The 17593-nt window shown below is 54.9% G+C and carries 18 protein-coding genes; 13 read left to right on the top strand and 5 right to left on the bottom strand.

Annotated features, from left to right (window positions below; translation table 11 throughout):
• Window positions 1–11: 11 nt before the first annotated feature.
• From KGB21_RS22445 to KGB21_RS22505, 13 genes are all read left to right on the top strand, one after another.
• The gene (locus KGB21_RS22445; protein WP_223506759.1) at window positions 12–1388 is read left to right on the top strand and encodes an oligosaccharide flippase family protein; all 1377 of its coding nucleotides are present in this window, start codon (window positions 12–14) and stop codon (window positions 1386–1388) included.
• A gap of 140 nt (window positions 1389–1528) precedes the next feature.
• Window positions 1529–1723, top strand: coding sequence for a hypothetical protein (locus KGB21_RS22450; protein ID WP_080758079.1), 195 nt, complete (start codon window positions 1529–1531; stop codon window positions 1721–1723).
• Window positions 1720–3186: a GMC oxidoreductase gene (locus KGB21_RS22455; RefSeq protein ID WP_034150277.1), complete on the top strand. Its 1467-nt coding sequence runs from the start codon at window positions 1720–1722 to the stop codon at window positions 3184–3186. The genes KGB21_RS22450 and KGB21_RS22455 overlap by 4 nt, the downstream gene beginning before the upstream one ends.
• Before the next feature lie 75 nt (window positions 3187–3261).
• The gene (locus KGB21_RS22460) at window positions 3262–3879 is read left to right on the top strand and encodes an acyltransferase (protein WP_034150276.1); all 618 of its coding nucleotides are present in this window, start codon (window positions 3262–3264) and stop codon (window positions 3877–3879) included.
• Window positions 3872–4828 (top strand): glycosyltransferase family 2 protein, encoded by a 957-nt coding sequence (locus KGB21_RS22465; RefSeq protein WP_223506760.1) that lies wholly within the window; start codon window positions 3872–3874, stop codon window positions 4826–4828. The genes KGB21_RS22460 and KGB21_RS22465 overlap by 8 nt, the downstream gene beginning before the upstream one ends.
• A 10-nt stretch (window positions 4829–4838) precedes the next feature.
• Window positions 4839–5363, top strand: coding sequence for a serine O-acetyltransferase (locus KGB21_RS22470; RefSeq protein WP_034150274.1), 525 nt, complete (start codon window positions 4839–4841; stop codon window positions 5361–5363).
• Window positions 5364–5424: 61 nt separating this feature from the next.
• Entirely contained in the window at window positions 5425–6402 is a 978-nt protein-coding gene (locus tag KGB21_RS22475) for a glycosyltransferase family 2 protein (RefSeq protein ID WP_223506775.1), read from the top strand.
• A gap of 7 nt (window positions 6403–6409) precedes the next feature.
• Window positions 6410–7333, top strand: coding sequence for a DUF535 family protein (locus KGB21_RS22480; RefSeq protein ID WP_223506761.1), 924 nt, complete (start codon window positions 6410–6412; stop codon window positions 7331–7333).
• A 74-nt stretch (window positions 7334–7407) separates the two neighbouring features.
• Complete coding sequence (locus tag KGB21_RS22485; protein ID WP_034150271.1) at window positions 7408–8610, top strand: glycosyltransferase; 1203 nt, start codon at window positions 7408–7410, stop codon at window positions 8608–8610.
• Window positions 8607–9794, top strand: a complete 1188-nt coding sequence (locus KGB21_RS22490) for a glycosyltransferase family 2 protein (RefSeq protein ID WP_223506762.1) — start codon at window positions 8607–8609, stop codon at window positions 9792–9794. The genes KGB21_RS22485 and KGB21_RS22490 overlap by 4 nt, the downstream gene beginning before the upstream one ends.
• Window positions 9794–10534, top strand: coding sequence for a WecB/TagA/CpsF family glycosyltransferase (locus KGB21_RS22495; protein WP_034150269.1), 741 nt, complete (start codon window positions 9794–9796; stop codon window positions 10532–10534). Before KGB21_RS22490 ends, KGB21_RS22495 begins: the two co-directional genes overlap by 1 nt.
• A gap of 344 nt (window positions 10535–10878) precedes the next feature.
• The gene (locus tag KGB21_RS22500; RefSeq protein ID WP_223506763.1) at window positions 10879–12021 is read left to right on the top strand and encodes a hypothetical protein; all 1143 of its coding nucleotides are present in this window, start codon (window positions 10879–10881) and stop codon (window positions 12019–12021) included.
• 59 nt (window positions 12022–12080) lie between these two features.
• On the top strand, window positions 12081–13214 hold the full coding sequence (locus tag KGB21_RS22505; protein ID WP_411741409.1) for a glycosyltransferase 61 family protein: 1134 nt from the start codon (window positions 12081–12083) through the stop codon (window positions 13212–13214).
• 31 nt (window positions 13215–13245) lie between these two features.
• Here the strand turns inward: KGB21_RS22505 and KGB21_RS22510 are convergent, their stop codons facing one another.
• The 5 genes from KGB21_RS22510 to KGB21_RS22530 all read right to left on the bottom strand — a co-directional run bounded on the left by KGB21_RS22510 (window position 13246) and on the right by KGB21_RS22530 (window position 17591).
• Window positions 13246–14670, bottom strand: coding sequence for an undecaprenyl-phosphate glucose phosphotransferase (locus tag KGB21_RS22510; protein ID WP_034150267.1), 1425 nt, complete (start codon window positions 14668–14670; stop codon window positions 13246–13248).
• 464 nt (window positions 14671–15134) lie between these two features.
• Window positions 15135–15656 (bottom strand): hypothetical protein, encoded by a 522-nt coding sequence (locus KGB21_RS22515; protein WP_034150266.1) that lies wholly within the window; start codon window positions 15654–15656, stop codon window positions 15135–15137.
• A 229-nt stretch (window positions 15657–15885) separates the two neighbouring features.
• Window positions 15886–16407, bottom strand: coding sequence for a methylamine dehydrogenase light chain (locus tag KGB21_RS22520; protein ID WP_027620621.1), 522 nt, complete (start codon window positions 16405–16407; stop codon window positions 15886–15888).
• Between the two features lie 18 nt (window positions 16408–16425).
• On the bottom strand, window positions 16426–17046 hold the full coding sequence (mauD, locus tag KGB21_RS22525; protein WP_223506764.1) for a methylamine dehydrogenase accessory protein MauD: 621 nt from the start codon (window positions 17044–17046) through the stop codon (window positions 16426–16428).
• A 5-nt stretch (window positions 17047–17051) separates the two neighbouring features.
• Window positions 17052–17591 (bottom strand): MauE/DoxX family redox-associated membrane protein, encoded by a 540-nt coding sequence (locus KGB21_RS22530; RefSeq protein ID WP_034150264.1) that lies wholly within the window; start codon window positions 17589–17591, stop codon window positions 17052–17054.
• Between the last annotated feature and the right edge of the window lie 2 nt (window positions 17592–17593).

Consider the following 17593-nt stretch of genomic DNA (forward strand, 5'->3'; position numbering starts at 1 on the left):
GATTTGATGTTATGCCTTCATTTGATATATCGCCATCGTTGAGCCTGCGCAAGCGAGCGATATCGGCCGGGGCTTGGAATTTAGCTGCGCTTGTAACATCTCAGGCCATCCGTTTGGGTGGCAATCTCGTAATGGCCCGCCTGCTGATGCCGGACATGTTCGGCATCATGATCATCGCCACCACCGTGTCGGTGGTTCTCCATTTGCTGTCTGATGTGGGCTTGCGCCAGAACATCATCCAGAGTCAGCGTGGCGACGAGCCAGCGTTTCTCAATACCGTCTGGACCGTGCAGATCGTGCGCGGTTTTATTCTGTTCGCGGCGACACTTTTAGTCGCGGTCTTCGCCTGGTTTGCACAAAGCATCAATCTGTGGGCGCCTGATTCCACCTATGCTGCTCCTGAGTTGCCACTGGTCCTGGCCCTTACCGGATTTTCCGCGGTCATTTATGGTTTCCAGTCGACGAAAATCGACGTGGCCGTTCGAACGTTCCAACAAAAGAAAGTCGTACTTGCCGAATTTGCATCCCAGCTCGCCGGACTGTTGGTGATGCTGGTCATCGGTTACTTCACCCGCTCCATCTGGTCACTGGTAGGTGCAGGTCTGGTCGCCGCGTTGGTCAGCACGCTATTGGGGCATTTCTGGTTTAAAGGACCTGCTAACCATCTGCATTGGGACCGCTCTGCGCTCAATGAGCTAATCGTTTTCGGCCGCTGGATCCTGTTGTCGTCGGCAGTCGGCGTCCTGGCCATGCATGGTGATCGCATCTGGTTTGGCGGCAGCATGTCGGCCACTGAACTGGGCGTCTACTCCATTGCCGTGCTGATCCTGGGTGCCCTTCAAACCGGTGTGCAAAGACTGGCTGGAGCGGTCGCGTTGCCGGCTTTCAGCGAGGCCGCAAGAAACGATGACACCGTGCGTCTGCACGCGTTGTATTACCGTTTCAAATTGATTATCGATCTTTTCTTGCTGTTTCTGACCGGGCTGTTCCTGGTCATCAGCCCGCTCATTATCAGCGTGTTATACGATGATCGTTATGCCGAAGCCGGCACCATGATGGCCGTTCTTTCACTTTCTTTTTTCACATTGCGTTACACGTTGGCCCACCAAGTCTGGATTGCCCTGGGGCTAACCAAGTACCAGGCCATGGATAACATTATTCGGGTTATCTCGTTGTGGGTACTGCTGCCCCTGTTGCTGGCCATTGGCGGTGTGAAATATGCGATTTGGGGAGTCGCCCTGCATACGTTTCCTACGCTGGTCCTGATCGTTTATGTCAATCGCCGTTTGGGCCTGTTCAATATCAAGCGTGAACTGATTGTGCTGCCCATGTTGGTGGTGGGGGCGTTGTGTGGAGCATTAATGCTAGGCCTTGCTAAATGGCTTTGATTTGATTCAAGTCTCGTGCTGTTTTCAATGCTGTGACAGGGAGTCACCATTCAGCCGTTGGTGATGGTTGTCAAAAGTTTTGTGACTTTGATGTGTAGTAAAAATGCTTACGCAATTTCAATGTCGTGGAGCTTTAAATCATGAGCGAACCTGATTTGAATACTTCTCTGCCAGGACGCAGGCGCTTTCTCCAGGCATTGGCTCTGTTGAGTCTGGCTGGACTGACATTTGGTTTGGTCAAGGTCGGTGCTCGGCCTGCTGCGGCTAAAACCGGGTTTGTTGTAATCAATGGTTGGGTGTTGCCCGACCAGTATTTCCGGCAAACCCGAACATGATCAAAGATTACCAATCCCGAAAAGAACTTCGTGATCCATATGATTTCTGCATCGTAGGCGGTGGGCCGGCTGGCATTACGTTGGCATTGCGTTTGGCCAGATACGGTTGGCAAGTGGTATTGATAGAGGGAGGGGGTCACGAATACTCGCTGCCTTCGCAGGACCTCTACAAGTGCTCATCCTCAGGCCTCAATATCTATCCGGAAGAAACACGCCTGCGCTATCTGGGTGGCACGTCCAACCACTGGGCCGGGCGGTGTCGCCCCTTTGAAAAATCCGATTTCGCCGTTGCCCCTCCCGTTGGTTTACCCGGTTGGCCCATAGCGTTTTCCGAGATCGAGCGCAATCTGCCGACGGCCATGGCCATTCTGGATCTTCCGTCGGACTCGGGTTTCAAGGCCATCAATGCTTCGTTGGACGCTACCGATTTTGAGGCTGATCACTTCTTGCTGAGCACGCCAACGCGTTTCGCACAAAAATACGCCAAGGAACTCAACGAGACCGAAGGGCTTGATGTCTTCATCAATTGCAATTGCGTCGATCTTGAATTTGACAGCCAGACGGGTCGCATAGCGGCGGTAGTCGTTTCTGATTATGAGCGACGTCGAGAGCCGCTCAAGGCCAATCAGTTCATTCTGGCGACGGGTGCAATCGAGAATGCCAGACAACTGCTCAATAGCCAGTCCTTGGTCGCTGCCGGTGTCGTAAGCAAAGATGGTTTTGTTGGCAGGTGTTTTATGGAGCACTTGAACGTCGAAATGGGCACCTTCATTCTGAAAGACGGGCAGGACAAGGAGCCACGACAATATTTCACCACCGACGCGTTCGTGACGGCGAATCGTTCAGGGAAAGGCAATGTGTCTGCCTCGCTCCTGGCTGAAGTCACGACCTATGGACGATCGGCGGCGATCAAGAGCTTTCTGGAAAATCTCATGTGCGATGCAGGCTGGGCACATAAAGTCGATTTTGTTGCCAAGTTCAATTGCCCCGGAGATGGTGTCCTTACCACGATGATTGAACAATTTCCCAGCCGAAATAGCCGCATAACACTGCTTGACGAGCAGGACGAGCTGGGAATGAACAAGGTGAATATTAATTGGGAGCTAAGCCCCGAGGACAGGCAAACCGTTAAGTCCATTGGGCTGGAGGTGGCGAAGTGTTTTGCCGAGGCAGGGATCGGTTTCGTCAAGCTGGATGACTGCGTTTATGACGTCGATCTGCCGTTGAAAGTGAATCCTCATGCCCATCATATGGGCACGACCCGGATGGCGGCGACGCCCGAGTTTGGGGTTGTCGACGAGAACTGCAAAGTGTTCGGCACCGATAATCTTTACGTTGCCGGCAGCAGCGTGTTTGCTACCAGTGGTGGCTGTAATCCAACCATGCCGCTTCTGCAGCTCGCACTGAGGCTGGCGGATTATCTTAACTATCAAGCAAGTCCCGCGGCGGGCAGGTATTCCTGATACTAGAATGATTAAAAAACCAAGCATTTGACTTGGTAAAAAAATATAAATCGCTGGATTTTCGAGGCTAAAGGGATGATTGGGCTGGCAAGGCGGGCTGTAGGCAAATTTGTCATGGCAACGGGGCGTGGACGCTGGATTTATAAACGATTTTGCAATCCCGACGGGTTCCAATGGGCTCAATATCTGGTCCGCTGGGGAGCATTGCACTCCATCGGTAAAAATGTCTGGATCAATCTTGACTGCAACATAACCGATCCTTCATTGCTACGAATCGGCAACAATGTAGGCTTATCTGATTGCACGGTGTTCGGGCATGATGGAGTCGCTGGCCTGTTGGCTTATCACTACGGTAAAACACTTGATTCCGTCGGCCCCGTCGACATACGCGATAACTGTTTTATCGGGCATGGCGCCATGATCATGCCACGCGTCACCATAGGACCGGATTCAATAGTGGCGGCAGGTGCTGTGGTCACGAGAGATGTCCCGCCGGGTATGGTGGTTGGGGGCAATCCAGCGAAAGTCCTCTGTTCGCTGGATGAGCTGGTGTTAAAGGTCGAAGAGCGTTGTGTTGACTATCCGTGGATGGACATTATCAAGCAACGTACTGTTCTATATGATCCCAAAGTTGAGCCGGCACTTATGGAAATGAGAGTGAAGCACTTTTTTGGCGAGCGAACTAATGAGTAATGCGCCCCTTGATGTGCTGGTCGTTAATTACAACACAGCAAGCCTGTTGCAACCCATGTTCAATGCGTTGCGCCAGTCAACGAGTGCGGATCAACCGCGCTATTTAGTAGTGGATAATGCGTCTGCCGATAATTCGCTGGAGTGCCTGGCGTCTATTTGCCCAGAGGCGATTTTGCTGGCCAATGAAAGCAATGTCGGTTTTGGTCGTGCCAACAATCAACTCATTGAACACCTGCTGGGCAAGTACGCGTTGCTCCTCAATACCGATGCCTTCGTTGACGCTGACTCCCTTTGCAAGACCCTCGAGTACATGGAATCTCATCCGGATTGCGGAATTCTCGGCGTTCGGTTGGTTGGACGAGAAGGTGATTTGCAGCCGTCCTGCCGCTATTTTCCGACGCCACTGAATGTTTTCTTGTCGCGCACCGGGCTTGGTCGCTTTTTCCCCGTGGTAAAGATGGTCGACGACATGGAATGGGATCATGCCTCTGTTCGCGAGTGCGACTGGGTGCCCGGCTGCTATTACCTGATCCGCCGTGAAGTCATCGATCAGGTTGGCTTGTTCGATCCGCGCTACTTCCTCTACTACGAAGAGGTCGATCACTGTAAACGCGCCAAGCAGGCCGGCTGGAAGGTGGTTTACTACCCGCATACCACGGTGGTGCACATCGGCGGAGAAAGTGCCAAGTCGGTTGACGAGCTCAATGCGGCGAGTCGACAGGTCCCCAGATTACAAATCGAAAGCGAGCTTTTGTACTTCCGCAAGCACCACGGTGTATTGGGCTTGGCCTGGCACATGTTCCTTGTGACCGTCGGTGATTTCATTCTGGCACTCAAGGCCCTTTTGAAAGGCCGCGGCCGCGCCGCTATCAAGGCGTGCTGGGAACATGCTCGTGTTACCTGGGCGCTGTTGCGTGAAACCAGACTCGCTAGCCAACCAACACGGTAGACCACTCCTTATGTTCGAAAATATTCGTGCGGATTTGCGTGCCTATGGCGGTGATTGGGGCGCTCAAGGGTTCTGGGTGATGCTGGTTTATCGCTTTGGTCGATGGCGCTACGGCGTGCGCCCGGCGCTGTTACGCAAATTGCTCTCGTTCATCTATAAATTTCTCTTTAAATTGGTGCAGATCATCACGGGTGTCGAGTTGCCGTGCGAGGTTGTGGTCGGTCGTAACTTTGTCATCGATCATTTTGGCGGAATCGTAATCAGCGGTTATGCGCAGTTCGGCGACGACTGCCGAATTCGTAACGGCGTGGTCGTTGGGCTCAAGAACGTGGAAGAGCCCATTGCCCCGGTTATCGGTAACAACGTCGATATCGGAGCGGGGGCCAAGGTGCTGGGCAATATCCGTATTGGTAACAACGTCATTATCGGTGCCAATGCCGTGGTACTCATCGATGTACCGGATGATTCGATGGCAGTGGGTGTGCCGGCGAAAATCAAGAAAAGGCAGAATGCCGAAAACAGGGAATGTTCATGAGTCATGTTTGCGATACCTGCATGTTGCCAACCACCTCGTTTTGCGTAGCTGAGTGAACTCCATGGCTACGGGTATAGGTGTTGTGGTAATCGGTCGCAATGAAGGTCCGCGGCTTGAGCGTTGCCTTGTTTCGCTGATCGGTTCGGCGCAGAAGGTTGTGTATGTCGACTCCGGATCAACGGACAACTCGGTGCAGATGGCACGCAAGCTAGGGGTTGAGGTGGTCGAGCTGGATATGACCATTCCCTTTACCGCTGCACGTGCACGCAATGAGGGCTTTGCTCGTGTGCAACAGTTATTGCCGACGATGCGATATGTCCAGTTTGTTGACGGTGATTGCGAAGTCGTCGGTACCTGGCTGCACCAGGCACAGGTCTTTCTAGACGCCCGACCTGATGTTGCGGTGGTCTGCGGGCGGCGGCGCGAGCGTTTTCCACAGCGCTCGATATACAACTTTCTGTGTGATCGCGAATGGGACACGCCAGTCGGTGAAGCCAAAGCGTGTGGTGGCGATGCGTTGATGCGGGCTGACGCTTTCGCTGCAGCATCCGGGTACCGCGCAGATCTTATTGCCGGGGAAGAGCCGGAGTTATGTGTACGCCTGCGTGCCAGTGGCTGGAAAGTCTGGCGTCTCGGTGAGGAAATGACCCTGCACGACGCGGCAATGACACGCTTCAAACAATGGTGGCAGCGTTCCATGCGCGGTGGCTATGCCTTTGCCGAGGGCGCATTTTTGCATGGGGCAGCACCGGAGCAGCATTGGCTGCGGGAATCGCGCCGTGCCTGGTTCTGGGGTTTGGGCATTCCATTGGCGGCGGTTGTCGCCAGTTTGCTGCTGGGATGGTTTGGGCTGCTGTTGCTACTGATCTATCCCGTGCAGGTGATGCGACTCGCTCGGCGGGGCGATGGATTACCACGTGAAAACTGGTTGCTGGCTTTCTTTCTGGTACTCGGAAAATTTCCCGAGATGGTCGGGCAAGTCAAATTTCTTTTGAGCAGAATCGTCGGCGGCAAGACAGCGTTGATCGAATACAAGTGAGATTTCCATGAATTATTGGCTGGTATTCAAAAGCGCTTTTTCCTTGCATCCGGGGTATTCCCCCAGGGCGCTGAAAAATAAGTTCAAGTTGCTGACGCTGGCTGGAAAGAATCGGTCTGAACTAAAACTGTTTTTGTCGCGCATGTCGCGCTCCCTGGGCAAAACGGGTTTTGAAAAGTTGGGCAACGATTGTGTGGGTGTTGTTCATTGGCCCTACATCAGTAGTAACTGGACACCTCAAGACAGGTTGAGTGTGTTGGCATCGCACTACGAAGTTGTCACAAAAAGCTGTCCGCAACTCCTGCTTTTTGGCCGAAATGAAAGCCTGGTTTTAAGTGATCTGTCGCAATGGTCTGCGGGTTGTTCCCTGGTGCTGGATCGTCCGATATGGTTCATGCGCGAAGGGGAGTTGGTGCTGAACCTGTTCCAGGGTGATTTACGCATTGCATCAATAGCCTTCACCTTGAGTTGCGCAGACGGTGAACTCTGTATTTTTGTCGGTGCAGTCCAGGGCATTCACAAGGGCATCGACAGTGACACGTCCCTGACTATTTACCGGGATCTCACCAAGGATTTTGAAGGGCTTCGCCCAAGAAGTTTCTTGATCGAAGTGACTAAATACATAGCCAGCAAAATTGGTGTAGAAAAAATTTATGCGGTGGGAGATGGGTATCGCCATCATCGTCATCCGTATTTTGGCGCTCAAAAGTCTCAAGAGTTAGCGGCGAATTACGATTCGATCTGGCTGGAACATGGAGCAACTCCTTCACAGCGCAAAGATTTTTTCGAGATCCCGATGGCCATGTCCAAGAAGCCGCTTGAAGAAATTGCGGCAAAAAAACGCGCCATGTACCGCAGGCGCTATGAGCTTCTGGATGACACTTTTGCGAATATAGACAAGGTGTTGATAGGCAGTTACGCAGCGCATTGATGGATCTGGTTACTGTACTTCTGTGGGGGGACCTGCAGTCCTAATTCACCGCAACGCTATTTTATTTGGGCCCTATGCGCATCGCTTACTTCATCAATCAGTACCCCAAGGTCAGCCATAGTTTCATTCGTCGCGAGATTCTGGCACTGGAACGCCAGGGTTTCCTGGTGCAGCGCATTGCATTGCGTGGCTGGGACGCCGAGCTGGTCGATGGCGAAGACGTGTCCGAGCGCGATAAAACCCAGTATGTGCTGGAAGGTGGAGTTAAAGGCCTGTTCGTGCCGGTGCTGAAGGTACTGCGTGCCCAACCTCGGCGTTTTTTTTCGACGTTGTGGCTGGCGCTACGCATGGGACAGCGCGCCGATCGCGCCCGGCCGTACCATTTGATTTATTTGTTCGAGGCGTGCCGTGTGCTGTCGTGGTTGCAGGCATTCGGTGCCGAGCATGTGCATGCGCATTTCGGCACCAACTCCACCGAAGTGGTAATGCTGGCCAACGCCCTCGGTGGCCCCGACTACAGTTTTACCGTGCACGGCCCGGAAGAGTTCGACAAGCCGCAGTTTATTCATTTGGGCGAGAAAGTCCGGCGCGCGGCATTTGTTGCGGCCATCAGTTCATATGGGCGTAGCCAACTGTTTCGCTGGGTGGATCATGCACACTGGGCGAAAGTAAAGGTGGTGCATTGCGGTCTGGAGCGGGCGTTTCACGATGTGCCGGCCGTTGCAGTACCGTCCGTGCCGCGCCTGGTTTGCGTGGGTCGCTTGTGTGAGCAAAAAGGTCAGTTGTTGTTGCTTGAGGCTGCCCGCATTCTGTCTGAGCAAGGTGTAGCGTTCGAAATTGTGCTGGCTGGCGATGGGGAAATGCGTGAGCAAATCGAATCGCTGATTACTCAATATGGTTTGCAGGCGCAGGTGCGAATTACCGGTTGGATCAGCAGCGAACAGGTGCGGGCGGAAATTCTTGCGGCCCGGGCTCTGGTGCTACCGAGTTTCGCCGAGGGCTTACCGGTAGTCATCATGGAAGCCATGGCGTTGCGCCGACCGGTGCTGACCACCTACGTCGCGGGCATTCCCGAGCTGGTGCGCCAGGGGGAGAACGGCTGGCTGTTCCCCGCGGGTGCCGTGAACGAGTTGGCGACAGCGCTGGCGGACTGCCTTGCGCAACCTGTCGAGGTGTTGCAGCGGATGGGCGAAGCGGCTTATCAAAGAGTGCTGGAGCGACACGATATCGATACCGAAGCGGCCAAGCTGGCCGAACTATTCAAGGCGCAAGCATGATCACGTTTCTGGGTTGGCTGTTCAGTGCACTGCTGATACTCATCGTCCTGCCGGTGTTGGTGCTGTTTGTGCAAGTGCTGCTGGCCTGCCTGCCTGCGCGGTCTCGTTCATCGACACAAGGATCGCGGCCGCGGGTAGCGGTGCTGGTGCCGGCACACAATGAATCCTCGATTATCGTCGCGACATTGAACAGCATTCAGGCTCAGTTAGGAGAGGGCGATCGGCTGCTGGTAGTCGCGGATAATTGTTCTGACGATACGGCCGAAGTGGCCCGCACAGCAGGTGCCGAGGTGGTGGAGCGCAGCGATGATCAGCGGCGCGGCAAGGGTTATGCGCTGGATTTTGGCGTGCGCCACCTGGCGAACGCTGCCCCGGACGTCATGATCATCATCGATGCCGACTGCCAGGTGGGTGAGGGCGCTATCGAGCGTTTGGCTAGGCGTTGCATGGAGTCGGGGCGACCGGTTCAGGGACTGTATTTGATGCATGCACCAGCGGATTCCGGTCTGAAAGTGCGGCTGGCCGAGTTTGCCTGGTGCGTGAAAAATCTGGTTCGGCCGCGGGGTTGGGCCTGGCTTGGTTTGCCGTGTCCGTTGATGGGTTCGGGAATGGCATTCGTTTGGCGGGATCTGGCATTGATCGATTTGGCCAGCGGTCACCTTGTCGAAGATTTGAAGATGGGCCTGGATTTCTGCCGGGGCGGCAAGCCCCCGTTGTTCTGTCCCGATGCGTTGGTGAGCAGTTATTTTCCGCGCAGTGATGAGGGCTTGAGTACCCAGCGCAAGCGCTGGGAGCATGGCCATCTGGGGGTCATCCTTGGCGATGCGCCAAAATTGGTTGCAGAGTCGATCAGTCGGCGAAACTGGAACCTTCTGGTAATGACGCTGGATGTATTGGTGCCTCCGTTGGCCTTGTTGACGCTGGTATTGGGAGCCGTCTTCAGCCTGGCATGGCTGGCGTTTTTCCTGGGTGGAGCGTTGACGCCAGCCTTGATAGCGACTGCCGGGATCGCGCTGTTGAGTGTGGCTATTTTGCTCGCGTGGAGTCGGTTTGGTCGCGGGATCCTGTCCTTTTCAGCCTTGATGTACGCGCCGTTCTACGCGTTGAAGAAGATTCCCCTGTACCTCGGCTTTTTGGTCAAGCGCCAGGTTGAGTGGGTGCGTTCGAAGCGAGATGACTCCTGATGCGTGGTTTGGCTTGGCGGGACAACTGGAAAACGATCATCCAGAAATTGCGGGTGGTCAATGAAGTGGAAGACGAGCAAGCGCTGATTGATGCCTTATCCAGGAATGAGGCAACGACAGTGCTCGGGTTCGTCAATGCCCATGCCATGAACCTGGTGGCAGGTAACGCCGACTACTATGACGCTCTGTCGTCCGCGGACGTTTTGCTACGGGATGGCTCCGGCATGTCCATCCTGTTTCGCCGACTTGGCCTGGAGCCCGGGCTGAACATGAATGGCACGGACTTCATTCCTAAACTACTGGCTGCCTACAAGCATCGGCGTGTGGCCTTTTGGGGGACTGAAGATCCTTTTTTGACCCATGCGGTGCAGCACAGCGAAGCAGCATTTGCGGTCAATGTTGTTTCTGCGCATCACGGCTTTGCTGAAGTCGATACCTATCTCAACCTTGCCCGGGAAGTACAGCCAGAATTGATTGTGCTGGGGATGGGCATGCCCAAGCAGGAAGCCGTTGCGGCCAGGCTAGCCGCCAGCGGCATGCCATGCCTGGTGGTGTGTGGAGGCGCGATCCTGGATTTTCTCGGCGGCAAGGTCACACGGGCGCCGCAATGGGTGCGTGTTCTCGGTTGTGAGTGGCTATATCGGCTTGCCAGTGAGCCTAAGCGATTGTTCAGGCGCTATGTGATGGGTAATCCGGTGTTCCTGTTGCGCACGCTGCTCTGCAGAGGGATAACGACTTAAGAAGTGTTTTCATTTGTCAACAAGTTACACTTCATCTAGATTAAAACCGGGCAGGCCCGCTGCCCGCGTGTTAGACGCCAGCTCCAAGCGCTTTCGCCGCGCAGGCAAATTAGCTATCAATCTGAACTTTTCTGATTAGCGCTCCACTCCCTTGCAAAACCCTGACGCAGCATCTTTACTGACTCGTGCATAGTCGAAGTTTTGGTGTGCGGGTTAAGTATGTGTCCTGATTGTATGTTTTTGAATACATCTCAGGCTTTACTTGGGTCGAATAACTAATACTGATTGATATGTTGTTGATTTATAAACTTAAATGAACTTTCCTTAATTGTGCTAATAGAAAAATGAAAGAATATGTAGCAATGCCGATACATAAGCTGATCTCTCCCTCCATGCGGTTTGAGATAAGAAAAGCTATCGCTTGGCTACGAGATGTGTGTGGGCGAGCCTGTTTTTGGCGCTGGGAAATGGTCAGGTTCAAACTACAGAAAGACAGCCTTTATGACGTTCTGTATGTCGGCAGGAAAAACCAGCGCGAATTTGTGCAGGTCCTCATGGGCGCGAACCCCGAGGAGGTTGATCGCCAACCTGAGTTAAAGAAATCGAGTCGCACGGTCCTGATCAGTGAGGTACCCGTTCCCGGTGCATTGTGTGTGCCCAGGAGCCTGAGTGCAGTCGTGCCGCTGGGTAGGTCGGTGGATGAAATCACGGCGAGATACAACACCGAGCTGCGTCGGAATCTACGCAAAAACCGGCTGCGCTATCGTATGAGACAGGCGGTGAACGACGGCGAGATCGCAAGCGCTGACAGGGAAATGCTTCAGCCTTACGCCAGAGCAAGGCACGGTGCATCCGCTTCCCAGATTGAATCGAGCGAGGTTCAACGGGTGGCAAAAAATGCCGGTCGTCTCGACCTGGTACTGTTGGAGGACCAGGTGGTCGCATGCCACCTTGGGTGCGTGATTACGCGGGGCGGGAAGCGCTACTGGAGCACGATCCGTTTCGGCTACCCTGATTCCGTGTTTTCAGACAATAAAAAACTTCGCGAAATTAACTCCATTACAACGTTCATGGCGCTTGAGTGGGCGATTGAAAACGGTTTTGACTACTACGATATCGGCACTTGCCTGGCACGCCCGGACGATGGGCTTCTCGAGTGGAAAAGACGACGTGGCGGTGATGTGGATACGCTGGGCAACGAAGGTTATCTGTTTGTTCGACTGCCTGAGGCAGGCGTCGCGCAGTTCCTTTGGGAGACACCGTTGTTTGCAGTGGAAGGCAGAAAACTGGCGCTTCATCTGGGTCTGCCAGACGGCCCAAGCGATGAAGAAGTCGCCAACCGGTATCGTGAAATGGGATTTGGCGGGCTGTTCAAGATTTATCTCCACTGTGCCAAAAAGCCAGAGGATGAGCTTTTGGACATCCTGCGTAGCCGCTACACTCACCTGAAGTCACCCCCTACTTTTGAATGTGTTGTATCCACCTGAACAGGTCGTTGCTTTAAAAGAAATGCAGTTATACGTGTTTGACCATGTACGCTGTTTCCATGGGAATTTATATGTCAGAAGTCAATACAGTGATGAGCGACGGTCAAACGAAGTGGAGTCTAGCTGCGTATAAGCACATCTTTAAAACACGGCTTGCACGCAAGCAGGCATTAACACTGCAAAGCGTCGCCGCAAAGACTTGGGAAATTGCGCCCGGCGAAATCGCGATTGCGCCTCCCGCTTTTTATCTGCCCGACCAACTTGATCGCGTGACAGGGTGGGCTGGGGACCTTTTTTATCCTTTCGAACATCCCCGTCGCACCATGGAAGGGGTGGGTGAAGTTCAACACGGCCCAACGCGCGCTTATCTACTTAAAGATGTCTGGTTAATTGACGGTGCACTTTACAAAGGCAACGCCAAGTCTGCTTTGTCCCCCAGATCGAAATGGTTACCAAGGATTCGTGTAGAGAACGAAATTGACCGTGGCGCCATGTATTGCACTTCGGGTGGAAATAAATGGTTTGGATCATGGTTAATGGATGATTGCATCACTTACCCATTGGCATGTAACGAAGGCATTCCAGTGACTACGGCGCAGTCTGCCAACCTCGTTTCCACCAGCAGGACCGGCATACTTCACGCCCCCGGATATGAGCAATGGCTTGGCATGAAGCCGTTTCGTGTACGTGATGCGTTCTTCCGTGAGCTCGTGATCTTTGATGATCTTTGTCAAAACCGAAATAAGCATCTGCGATTCCGTGCGATGGGAGAGAAGTTGTTATCGCACGTTGAGTACAACGAACACCCTGGCGTATTTATTTTGCGTGGTGGCACGGGTGAATTGCGATTGTTACGCAACGAGTTGGAGCTCGCCGAGTATTTACGCGTACGTAGGGGGTTCCGCGTTATTGACCCGGCGAAATCCGACGTGCCAACCATTGTGGCGGCCTGTGCCGGCGCAAGAACGGTTATTGGAATAGAGGGGAGTCATCTTATACACGGCGTTAACGTTTTACCGCCGGGTGGATCGCTTCTGGTATTGCAGCCGCCTAATCGCTTTCTGTGCTTCTTCAAATACCTGACGGACCGTGATCACCAGAATTTTGCTTTTGTAGTCGGTTCACCGGATGGGGACGGCTTCAGAATCGACCCCGAAGAAGTTGAGCGGACGCTGGATCTGCTTCCCTCATGACAACTTCTTCGGGTATGACATTCAAGAATCGCTAGTAGGCATGCTTGCCGGTGAAGGCCAGCACCGTTCGCAGAAGAATGGTGAAGTCGAGCCAGAGCGACCAGTTGTTGATGTACTCGATGTCCGAATCAACACGCCGAATCATCTGTTCGATATCCCGCGTTTCACCGCGAAATCCACGCACTTGGGCCAGGCCGGTAATGCCTGGCTTGATGTTGTGGCGTGCAAAGTAGTCCGAGATGTCCGGTGAGTACTGAGCATCGTGTGCAATGGCGTGTGGGCGCGGGCCTACGAGAGACATTTCGCCCATCAGTACATTGAACAACTGCGGTAGTTCATCCAGGCTCGTTTTGCGAATAAAAGCGCCAACCCTGGTTTTGCGCGGATCATTCTTTTCTGCCTGCTTGACGGTACCCTCTTCGGGCTGGTGGACAACCATGCTGCGGAATTTCCAGATGCGGAAGGAATCGCCGCTCCAACCCATGCGTTCCTGTCGAAAGAATATCGGCCCAGGGCTGTCGAGCTTGATGGCAATCGCAACTGCGATCAGTACAGGCGCCGCAAACAGCAAGATGAGGAAGGCCAGGACTTTGTCTTCAAGATTCTTCAGGAACAGGCGCATACCCATCAGCGGCGTTTCAGACAAGGTCAGCACTGGAATCCCGGCAATTTCCCGGACGCTGTGGTTGATCAAACGCAGCGAGAAAATATCAGGCACCCAGTTCACGGCGATGTGCTTGTCAAACAACTTCAGGTAGACGTCCTTGATTACCTGCGAACTATCCAGTGGTGTAACGAAATACACTGTACGAATGGAGTATTGCGTCACCAACTCATCCAAGTCGGAAATATTGCCCAGTATTGGCAAACGATTCGCGCTTTTCGCACCATCTTTTCCCTGATCTTCAACGCCACCGATCAACACGGCGCCGACGACCTGTTCACCCAGCCAAGGGTTATTACTGATTTTCTGATGAAGGTAGTTTGCTAGGCTTCCGGAGCCAATGATCAGAGCATTTTCCCGTTGAGTCGGGTGGGCCAGAAACTTCTTTTGCACTTCACGTGTAGCGAGATGCAACAGCAACTGAACGACGTACCCAATAACAAATAACTCCCCAACCAATAAGCGTGAATACTGTTCGCTTTGTTTGGTTAGAAACGCCATGGCAACCAGGAAACAAAAAACCGCAGTCCATGCCTTGAGCAGTTTGAAGGCTTTGACGGCAAAACCGACGTTGCTTCGATAAATGGCATAGTGGTCATAGACGACGGACAATGCCCCGAGCAACAACAGGACCATGATGACATAGGCCTGGGTGATGTAACCGATGTGATAATTGATCAAATACCACGCAACGCCCGTCACTGCCACACCATCCAGCGCGGCCTGAATAACGATACTGGTACTGCTTCGACGCTGGAGTACGGAACGACTACGGTTGGGCTCGAAAATCATAAATAGACCTCATGTCTGCTGCCCCTCGCGCTTACGGGTGACGCGATTCAGTTCAATACTGCCCTCGCTTGAGAGCGTTAGCGTCACCGTGATAAGCAACCCACCAGCGAAATTTACAGGCTTTTGGCGGGCGTGGCGACGGGTGCTGTCACTTTAGCGGCACTGAGCAATCATTCACTGATTTGCGACGTTTGGGTAGAACCCCGGAGCTGATATTGATTCCATTGAAATCGATACCCGCTCGCAGCCACGGCTTTACGAGCGTCTATAGGCATCGACGTGCATGGGGCAATGTTTGGAGGTGGTCTGTAGCCAGAGGCGTGACACGAATCCCGCGGCGAGGGTGCTTGCTCCCGCCGGGTCGCGAAGCGGGCCCCCTTTCTATCAAAAAAAGCAGGAACCTGCTGCGCAGTCCAGCGGGAGCAAGCTCCCTCGCCACAGGTTCAGGGTTCTGCCGGCGATGCTCAGTAATTCATGCCGTCTTCAATTGCGATGCCTTGCGCACGCATTTGCTTGATCAGCTCGGCGCGGGTGCCGGGCAGGTTGAGCATGGTCTTGGCTCGCAATGCCGCCACTTCTTCGGCGGTGTACGGCTGGTAGTCCGTGGGTCTGCTTTTGCCCGCCATGCCGTCTTCACGCATCAGCCAGTTGAGCAGGTCGGCCAGTTGCGCGTTGTTCAGCGCCGATTGCGACATGCCCGGCACGCGCACCAGAAATTCGCGACCACCGGGGACTTTCAAAAAATTGCCGACGAATCCGGCCATGCGAGGCGTGTCATTGGCCGCCGAGCCCATGCCGTTGCCCAAGTGGCAGCCGGCGCATTGCAACTGGTAGTTCACGCCGACGCTGTAACCGGCCTCGGCGATCGGCTTTTGCAGTTCTTCATTACCCGGAGCATGCCGCTGACCGGGGTTGGGGATGGCCCGGGCATGAGCGAGCGGGGCGATCATGACGCAGGCCAGGCCCAGAGAAAGCAACGTACGCATGACAAGTACCTTTTGCGGGTGGCAGGTCTTACCAAAGAAAAAAACAAACCCGTAACGAAAAAAAACCGCCGATTGCCCAATACCCATCACTGTTGTGGCGAGGGAGCTTGCTCTCGCTGGACTGCGCAGCAGTCCCATAATCTGGGGCCGCTTCGCGACCCAGCGGGAGCAAGCTCCCTCGCCACAGGGTAGGTGTCGGTTAACCAGGCAACCGGCGGTAAAGCGCGTGTTAAACCGCCACGCCGCGGATGATCGAAACGGTGCAGTGGTAGATGTGCGATTTGGCGGCCAGGCACCAGTTCACGTCGTTGTTGTTGAACGGGCGGTAGGCCGGTTCTTCACTGTCGTTACGAGTACAGGCGCACTGGGCGCAGCTTTGCTTACCGCAGCAGTCGTTGTACGAAATGATGTAGTCCTTGCCATCGGCCGGGTTGCGGCAGGTGCCGATCCAGGTCACTTGCGAGGCTTCGGTGCCCGGTGGGCAGGACGTTACCGAACCACCGCAGCAGCTGCACAGAAAGCCGTCGATGGAGCAGTAACGCCAGTAGTCGCAGCTGTTCGGATCACCGGGGTCGCCGGCCTTCGGGTCAGTGGCGGCCAGCGCCTTGCTGGTGCGATCCAGTGGCAGCAGCAGCGGAAGGGCGGCACCGGCCACCATCAGCGAGCCCATGCGCGACAGCAGTTTGCGGCGCGAGGTGGTGTCGGCAACACGGCGAGTCGAGCGCTCGAACAACAGATCCAGCAGTTTCATGAAGGTCTCCCTGCCTTATCAGTGGCTATGGCCGTGGCTGTGGTCATGGTCGTGGGGCTGCGCATTGAGGTACTGCTGCAGCGTGGCGTGCTTGAGGTGTTCTACTTCGAACAGGCTGTCCAGGTGCTCGCGGGAGTTGACCAGGCCTTTGGCGCGCAAGGTGCCGGACTTGTCGATCAGCGCGGCGTACGGCAGCTTGCCGATCTGGTAGGTCATGCCGACTTCCGGGCCGACCACGTAGGTGGCGTCTTCCAGTTTGTGCTCGAGGATCAGCGCTGCTTGGGCGTCCATGTCGCCGTCGCTGACGAACACCACATCGAGCGTACCGGCCTGTTCCCTGGCGATGGATTTGATCGCCGGCAGCAAGGACTTGCAGATCGGGCAGGTCGGCGAGAGGAAGAACAGCAGTTGCGATTTTTCACCGGCATAGCCGAAGTTCACCGGGCGACCCTTACGGTCAGCGGCGGTGATTTGCGGGGCGGCTTCGTTGACGGCCACGCCTTTGTCGACCATCAGTGCGCCGGCCGGCGCCAGGCGGCCGTGCAGCACGCCAATCTGACGGACCAGGCCCATGACGACAAACGCCACGGCCACCAGCAGCACCCAGAGCAATACGTTGGAAACGATCAAGCCTTCCATTTTGATTACCTACCAATCAATTTGAGCAGAAGAGGGGAGTTCGCCAGCAGGCCATCGGCCGCGGCGTAGATGAGCAGCGCGACAGCCGCAGCGGCGAGGGTCACGAAGCCATCGAACACAGTCATGTCACGGACAACCGGCGCCACGCTGGCCAGCAATGCCAGCGCCACCAGCACGCTGTTGCGCAGCAGCAGAACCGGGCGCAGCGGTTGGGCCTGGTCTGGCCCGGCACAGCCGCAGTCGATGTCGCGACGGCCGCGCCACAGGTTGATGCCGATGGCGGCGGCGTAAAGCGCCAACAGGCTGGCTGCCGACAACGCCGCCCAGCCCCGGCTGACCGGGACCAGCAGCGCGAAAGCGATGGCCAGTTCCAGCAGCGGGATCAACCGCGCGCTCGGACGCACCAGCGCCGCGGGCAGCAGTTGGTAGTCCGCCAGCTGTTTGGCGAAGCGCACGGGCGCCCGCACCTTGTGCGTTGCGGCACTGGCCAGCAGCGCCGAAATGGCGAGTGCGCTGGCAATGATGAAGATCGGATCTGATTGCATGG

This window comes from Pseudomonas sp. GL-RE-29, from assembly GCF_019947275.1.
Classification (GTDB): domain Bacteria; phylum Pseudomonadota; class Gammaproteobacteria; order Pseudomonadales; family Pseudomonadaceae; genus Aquipseudomonas; species Aquipseudomonas fluorescens_A.

What these genes read in the sequence shown, in the direction of transcription:
- KGB21_RS22510 (WP_034150267.1), bottom strand. Translation starts at nt 14,670, where the DNA reads ATGATTTTCGAGCCCAACCGTAGTCGTTCCGTACTCCAGCGTCGAAGC.
- KGB21_RS22470 (WP_034150274.1), top strand. Translation starts at nt 4,839, where the DNA reads ATGTTCGAAAATATTCGTGCGGATTTGCGTGCCTATGGCGGTGATTGG.
- KGB21_RS22475 (WP_223506775.1), top strand. Translation starts at nt 5,425, where the DNA reads ATGGCTACGGGTATAGGTGTTGTGGTAATCGGTCGCAATGAAGGTCCG.
- KGB21_RS22505 (WP_411741409.1), top strand. Translation starts at nt 12,081, where the DNA reads ATGGGAATTTATATGTCAGAAGTCAATACAGTGATGAGCGACGGTCAA.
- KGB21_RS22495 (WP_034150269.1), top strand. Translation starts at nt 9,794, where the DNA reads ATGCGTGGTTTGGCTTGGCGGGACAACTGGAAAACGATCATCCAGAAA.
- KGB21_RS22460 (WP_034150276.1), top strand. Translation starts at nt 3,262, where the DNA reads ATGATTGGGCTGGCAAGGCGGGCTGTAGGCAAATTTGTCATGGCAACG.
- KGB21_RS22530 (WP_034150264.1), bottom strand. Translation starts at nt 17,591, where the DNA reads ATGCAATCAGATCCGATCTTCATCATTGCCAGCGCACTCGCCATTTCG.
- KGB21_RS22465 (WP_223506760.1), top strand. Translation starts at nt 3,872, where the DNA reads ATGAGTAATGCGCCCCTTGATGTGCTGGTCGTTAATTACAACACAGCA.
- KGB21_RS22480 (WP_223506761.1), top strand. Translation starts at nt 6,410, where the DNA reads ATGAATTATTGGCTGGTATTCAAAAGCGCTTTTTCCTTGCATCCGGGG.
- mauD (WP_223506764.1), bottom strand. Translation starts at nt 17,046, where the DNA reads ATGGAAGGCTTGATCGTTTCCAACGTATTGCTCTGGGTGCTGCTGGTG.
- KGB21_RS22515 (WP_034150266.1), bottom strand. Translation starts at nt 15,656, where the DNA reads ATGCGTACGTTGCTTTCTCTGGGCCTGGCCTGCGTCATGATCGCCCCG.
- KGB21_RS22455 (WP_034150277.1), top strand. Translation starts at nt 1,720, where the DNA reads ATGATCAAAGATTACCAATCCCGAAAAGAACTTCGTGATCCATATGAT.
- KGB21_RS22500 (WP_223506763.1), top strand. Translation starts at nt 10,879, where the DNA reads ATGAAAGAATATGTAGCAATGCCGATACATAAGCTGATCTCTCCCTCC.
- KGB21_RS22445 (WP_223506759.1), top strand. Translation starts at nt 12, where the DNA reads ATGCCTTCATTTGATATATCGCCATCGTTGAGCCTGCGCAAGCGAGCG.
- KGB21_RS22520 (WP_027620621.1), bottom strand. Translation starts at nt 16,407, where the DNA reads ATGAAACTGCTGGATCTGTTGTTCGAGCGCTCGACTCGCCGTGTTGCC.
- KGB21_RS22490 (WP_223506762.1), top strand. Translation starts at nt 8,607, where the DNA reads ATGATCACGTTTCTGGGTTGGCTGTTCAGTGCACTGCTGATACTCATC.
- KGB21_RS22450 (WP_080758079.1), top strand. Translation starts at nt 1,529, where the DNA reads ATGAGCGAACCTGATTTGAATACTTCTCTGCCAGGACGCAGGCGCTTT.
- KGB21_RS22485 (WP_034150271.1), top strand. Translation starts at nt 7,408, where the DNA reads ATGCGCATCGCTTACTTCATCAATCAGTACCCCAAGGTCAGCCATAGT.